This is a genomic window from Streptomyces sp. NPDC002690 (assembly GCF_053592415.1).
Genome location: NZ_JBSFVR010000472.1, coordinates 1 through 4,941, shown reverse-complemented (window position 1 = coordinate 4,941; position 4,941 = coordinate 1). Strand labels below are relative to the sequence as shown.

At 72.4% G+C, this 4,941-nt stretch carries 4 protein-coding genes; all 4 read left to right on the top strand.

The window, feature by feature from the left end:
* On the top strand, positions 1-1,354 hold a 1,354-nt coding region (locus tag ACWD3D_RS33520; protein ID WP_451464482.1), incomplete at its 5' end, for a tetratricopeptide repeat protein.
* Positions 1,355-1,533: 179 nt separating this feature from the next.
* Positions 1,534-2,649, top strand: a complete 1,116-nt coding sequence (gene ald / locus ACWD3D_RS33515; protein WP_451464484.1) for an alanine dehydrogenase — start codon at positions 1,534-1,536, stop codon at positions 2,647-2,649.
* 380 nt (positions 2,650-3,029) lie between these two features.
* Positions 3,030-4,148, top strand: coding sequence for a ParA family protein (locus tag ACWD3D_RS33510; protein ID WP_387368443.1), 1,119 nt, complete (start codon positions 3,030-3,032; stop codon positions 4,146-4,148).
* Positions 4,145-4,732 carry a hypothetical protein gene (locus tag ACWD3D_RS33505; RefSeq protein WP_451464483.1) on the top strand — a complete coding sequence of 196 codons (588 nt, stop codon included), beginning with the start codon at positions 4,145-4,147 and terminating at the stop codon, positions 4,730-4,732. The genes ACWD3D_RS33510 and ACWD3D_RS33505 overlap by 4 nt, the downstream gene beginning before the upstream one ends.
* The last annotated feature ends 209 nt before the right edge of the window (positions 4,733-4,941 follow it).

Here is a 4,941-nt window from a genome sequence, read left to right as displayed (position 1 = left end):
CGCCGCCCGCCCGACCGCCTCCGTCGCGGACGCCACCCAGCACCTGCTGCGCACCCCGCAGGACACGGAGCAGGCGGTGGGTGCCCGTCCGCTGGTCCGCGCCTTCCGGATGGCGCACGACTCCCTGCTGGAGACCCCCGCCCGGATACTGCGACTGCTCGCGCTGGCACCCGGAGGCCTCGCCGACGCGCACACCGCCTCCGCGCTGGCCGGCTGCTCCGTCTCCGCCGCCCGCCGCACCCTGGACGACTTCACCGGCCTCGGGCTGCTGCGCTCCGACGGCGCCGCCGAACCCCAGTACGAGGTGCCGGGCGCTCTGGCGCCCCTGCTGAGGGCTCTCCTGGAGGAGCGGGACCGGCCGGCCGAGATCGAGCTGGCCCGGGCCCGGATGCTGGAGCGCACCGTACGGCTGCTCCACTCCTGCCGGGCGGTCACCGAGCCGGAGGGCTCCCAGGCCCGGGGCAGGCTCACCGGACTGCCCAAGACCCTCCGCTTCGCCGGCCCGGAGGAGGCCGCCGTCTGGCTGCGCGTCAGGCTGCCCTCCCTGGTGGCCGCCGCCCGCATGGCGGTGGCGGACGGAGAGCTGGACACTCTCGCCCGCCGCCTGATCGCGGCCCTGGTGCGGGCGCTCGCCGCGCACCAGGGGACGGAGGCCGCCGCGCCCGAGCTGTACGGGCTGCACGGCCTGGTGCTCGATGTCGCCGAGCGCCGGGAGCTGCCCCGGGAACGCGCCGCCGCGCTGCTCAACCTCGCCGACCTCGACGCCGGTACGGGCCGCACCCGCACCGCCCTGGCCCGCTACCGGGCCGCCCTGGACGCCGGGCGGGAGGCGAGGGACCTCTACGCCACCGGCCGCGCCATGGAGTCCGTGGGGGGCGCCTACGCCGAGCTGGGGGACTACCCGCGCGCCTCCGACTGGTACGGCCGGGCGCTCGCGCAGCGGCTCGCACAGGGCGACCGGGAGGGCGAGGCCCGGCTGTACGGGCGGCTCGGCGCGGTGCACGCGTACGCCGGGCGGTACGGCGAGGCGCTGCGGAACTGGCGGGCCGCCGCGTCCGGCCTGCGCAGGCTCGGCGACCTCCCGGCCCAGGCCAGGGCCCTCAGCGAGGCGGCCCGGGTCCAGGAGTACGCGGGCCGCCCGCACGACTCGCTGCGGACCTGCCGGGAGGCCGTCGACCTCGCCCGGCAGGCCGAGGACGTGCGGCTCCAGGCGGCGCTCCAGCTGCGGCTGGCCGACACCCTGGACCGGCTCGGCGACCCCGCGGCGGCCTCGCTGCACCGTGCCACGGCGGAGAGACTGCTGGGCGAGGAAGGTTCGACCTACGAAAACATTGGCGCTTCGGTGGAAAATTAGTTCTTTGCAAGGCTAGACAGCGGGAAGTCCTTCATTAGACTGGCTCTGCCGCATGTTTCCGTGGTGCTCCCACGGGTGAGGTGCATTTCTGTGCAAGTCCGTGCAATCCGGCGTTCACCCGGCCCCTGGTCGGCCGCCCGCTGCCCGGGCGTCCCTCCGAGCCAAGGACCGTGATCGACGTGAAGGTCGGCATCCCCCGCGAAGTCAAGAACAACGAGTTCCGGGTGGCGATCACGCCCGCCGGAGTGCACGAGCTGGTCCGCCACGGCCACGAGGTCGTCGTCGAACGGAACGCCGGCGCGGGCTCGTCCATCACCGACGAGGAGTACGCGGCCGCCGGGGCGCGCGTGCTGCCCACCGCGGACGAGGTCTGGGCCACCGCCGACCTGCTGCTCAAGGTCAAGGAGCCGGTCGCCGAGGAGTACCACCGCCTGCGCAAGGGGCAGACCCTCTTCACCTACCTCCACCTCGCGGCCTCCCGCGAGTGCACCGACGCGCTGCTGGAGTCGGGCACGACGGCCATCGCCTACGAGACCGTCGAGACCGCGAACCGCGCACTGCCGCTGCTCGCCCCCATGTCCGAGGTCGCGGGACGGCTGGCGCCGCAGGTCGGCGCGTACCACCTGATGCGCTCGGCGGGCGGCCGGGGCGTGCTGCCCGGCGGCGTCCCCGGTACGCACGCCGCCAGGGCGGTCGTCATCGGCGGTGGCGTCTCCGGCTGGAACGCCACGCAGATCGCGGTGGGGCTCGGTTTCCATGTCACCCTGCTCGACAAGGACGTCAACAAGCTGCGCGAGGCCGACAGGATCTTCGGCACCCGGGTGCGGACCGTGGTGTCCAACGCCTTCGAACTGGAGAAGGCGGTCGTCGAGGCCGACCTCGTCGTCGGCGCGGTGCTCGTCCCGGGTGCGAAGGCCCCGAAGCTGGTCACCAACGAACTGGTCGCCAAGATGAAGCCGGGAAGTGTTCTTGTCGACATTGCGATCGATCAGGGCGGCTGCTTCGAGGACTCGCACCCGACCACGCACGCCGAACCGACCTTCGCGGTCCATGATTCGGTGTTCTACTGCGTCGCGAACATGCCCGGCGCGGTTCCGAACACCTCCACCTACGCCCTCACCAATGCCACGCTCCCGTACATCGTCGAGCTGGCGAACCGGGGATGGGTCGAGGCGCTGCGCCGTGACGCGGCCCTGGCCAGAGGCCTCAACACCCATGACGGGCAAGTGGTTTACCGCGAGGTCGCCGAGGCGCACGACCTCCCGCACGTCGAGCTGAGTTCGATCGTCGGCTGACCGGCCGGCCTCTTCTCCCCCGTCGTCCCGTCAATCCGGTACGTCCGGCCGGGCCTTGCGCGACAAGGTCCGGCCGGACGCGTGAACGGGGTCGAGGGCTCGCGGGCAACTCGCGCTAAAAGCCCGGAATAACCCGATTCGCTGCCTCGTGAAAAGCGCGCCTTGCTCCCCGCGCACCCTTGACAGGAGGGTGTTCGATTGCCGACACATCAGGCCGGGTCCGGCAGATTGTGTTGCTGCGGACCGGTGACACGCCATAGAGTCGCCCATCGTCGGCATGGTGCCACGCTGACCTATCGATAAGTTTCCTGGTCACATCCAAGGAGGTAAGACGACTTGTGAATGAGTCGACATTTACTCCCGGGGGTGGTCAACCAGGGATGCCTGCACGGGGTCAGGGCCCGAACGGGCTCGAAGCTGTCGGCTCCGTCGCGGTCCGCACCTTCGCGACCCACCAGCACATGACGACGCCCCCCCAGATGATGGACGGCCTACACGTGAACGCCATGGCCGGCAACGAGAGTGGCCGCGACACCGCCCACCTCGCCGACTTCGCCGAGATGCCCGAGGGGCACTTCTACGACCCCGACGCCGAGTACGAACCCGATCCGGAGTACGCGGCCACACTCGCCCCCGACGCGGCGCGACAGCGCCGTGAGCGGATCGGCCCGACCGGGCGCCCGTTGCCCTACTTCCCGATCCCGGGACCGCTGACCGAGCACGGTCCCGCCAAGATCATCGCGATGTGCAACCAGAAGGGCGGGGTGGGCAAGACCACCTCGACCATCAACCTGGGTGCCGCGCTCGCCGAGTACGGACGACGTGTCCTGCTCGTCGACTTCGACCCGCAGGGCGCCCTCTCGGTCGGCCTCGGCGTCAACCCGATGGAGCTGGACCTCACCGTCTACAACCTGCTCATGGAGCGGGGCATGGCGGCCGACGAGGTTCTGCTGAAGACGGCGGTCCCCAACATGGACCTGCTGCCCAGCAACATCGACCTGTCCGCCGCCGAGGTGCAGCTCGTCAGCGAGGTGGCCCGCGAGTCGACCCTGCAGCGCGCGCTCAAGCCGCTGATGGCCGACTACGACTACATCGTGATCGACTGTCAGCCCTCGCTCGGCCTGCTCACCGTCAACGCCCTGACGGCCGCGCACAAGGTGATCGTGCCCCTGGAGTGCGAGTTCTTCGCACTGCGCGGTGTGGCCCTGCTCACCGAGACCATCGAGAAGGTCCAGGAGCGGCTCAACCCCGAGCTGGAGCTCGACGGCATCCTCGCCACGATGTACGACTCCCGCACGGTGCACAGCCGCGAGGTGCTCGCCCGCGTGGTGGAGGCCTTCGACGACCACGTCTACCACACGGTCATCGGGCGCACGGTGCGCTTCCCGGAGACCACGGTCGCCGGTGAGCCCATCACCACGTACGCCTCCAACTCGGTCGGCGCCGCCGCCTACCGACAGCTCGCCAGGGAGGTGCTCGCCCGGTGTCACGCCGAGTGAGTCTGCCCGGTGCCGACGAACTGTTCCGCACCACCGGGGGGATGGGACTCCAGTCCTCCTCCCCGGCGGAGCGGCGGCGCAAGGCGAACGGCGAGGCACGGGTGCCCGCACCCGCCGGGGAGGGCGACGCGACGTCGTCCGCCCCGGCGGGCGGCGCCCCACCGGAGCGGCCGGCAGAGCGCGAGGAACACCCCGCGACCGGTGCCGAGGGGGTCGACCCGAACGGACGCACGGGCGGTCCCGAGCGCGTGACGGTGCCCCGGACCGGCCCGGGGCCCCAGGGCCGGGCGCCGGCCCAGGAACAGACCGGGGCGCCCCAGCAGCAGCGCGGACGCGGCACCGGCCAGGGCAGGGGCGCCAACCGGCGGCCCAGCGGCCGGGAGCGGCACGACGAGAAGATCACGGTCTACGTCTCGGCCGAGGAACTGATGGACCTCGAACACGCCCGGCTGGTGCTGCGCGGCGAGCACGGCCTCGCCGTCGACCGCGGGCGCATCGTCCGTGAAGCGGTCGCCGTGGTCCTGGCCGACCTGGAATCCCGCGGCGACGCGAGCATCCTCGTACGGCGGCTGCGCGGCCGCTGAGCGGTCCGCCGCGGGTAGCCTGCCCGGCAGGGCCGCAAACCCTGCCGCCCGCCCCGTGCGGCCGGCTCCCGCTCCCCGCCGGACGCCGGGCCCGTGCGCGAAGCACGACACGGCCGGTCCGCCGCCCGCCGTACACCTGGACTGTTCACGTGCCGTTGCCGACGCCCGACGACTCCGCCGCCCCGCGCCGCCGCGCCCTCGGACGCGGG

What these genes read in the sequence shown, in the direction of transcription:
- ACWD3D_RS33510 (WP_387368443.1), top strand. Translation starts at nt 3,030, where the DNA reads ATGCCTGCACGGGGTCAGGGCCCGAACGGGCTCGAAGCTGTCGGCTCC.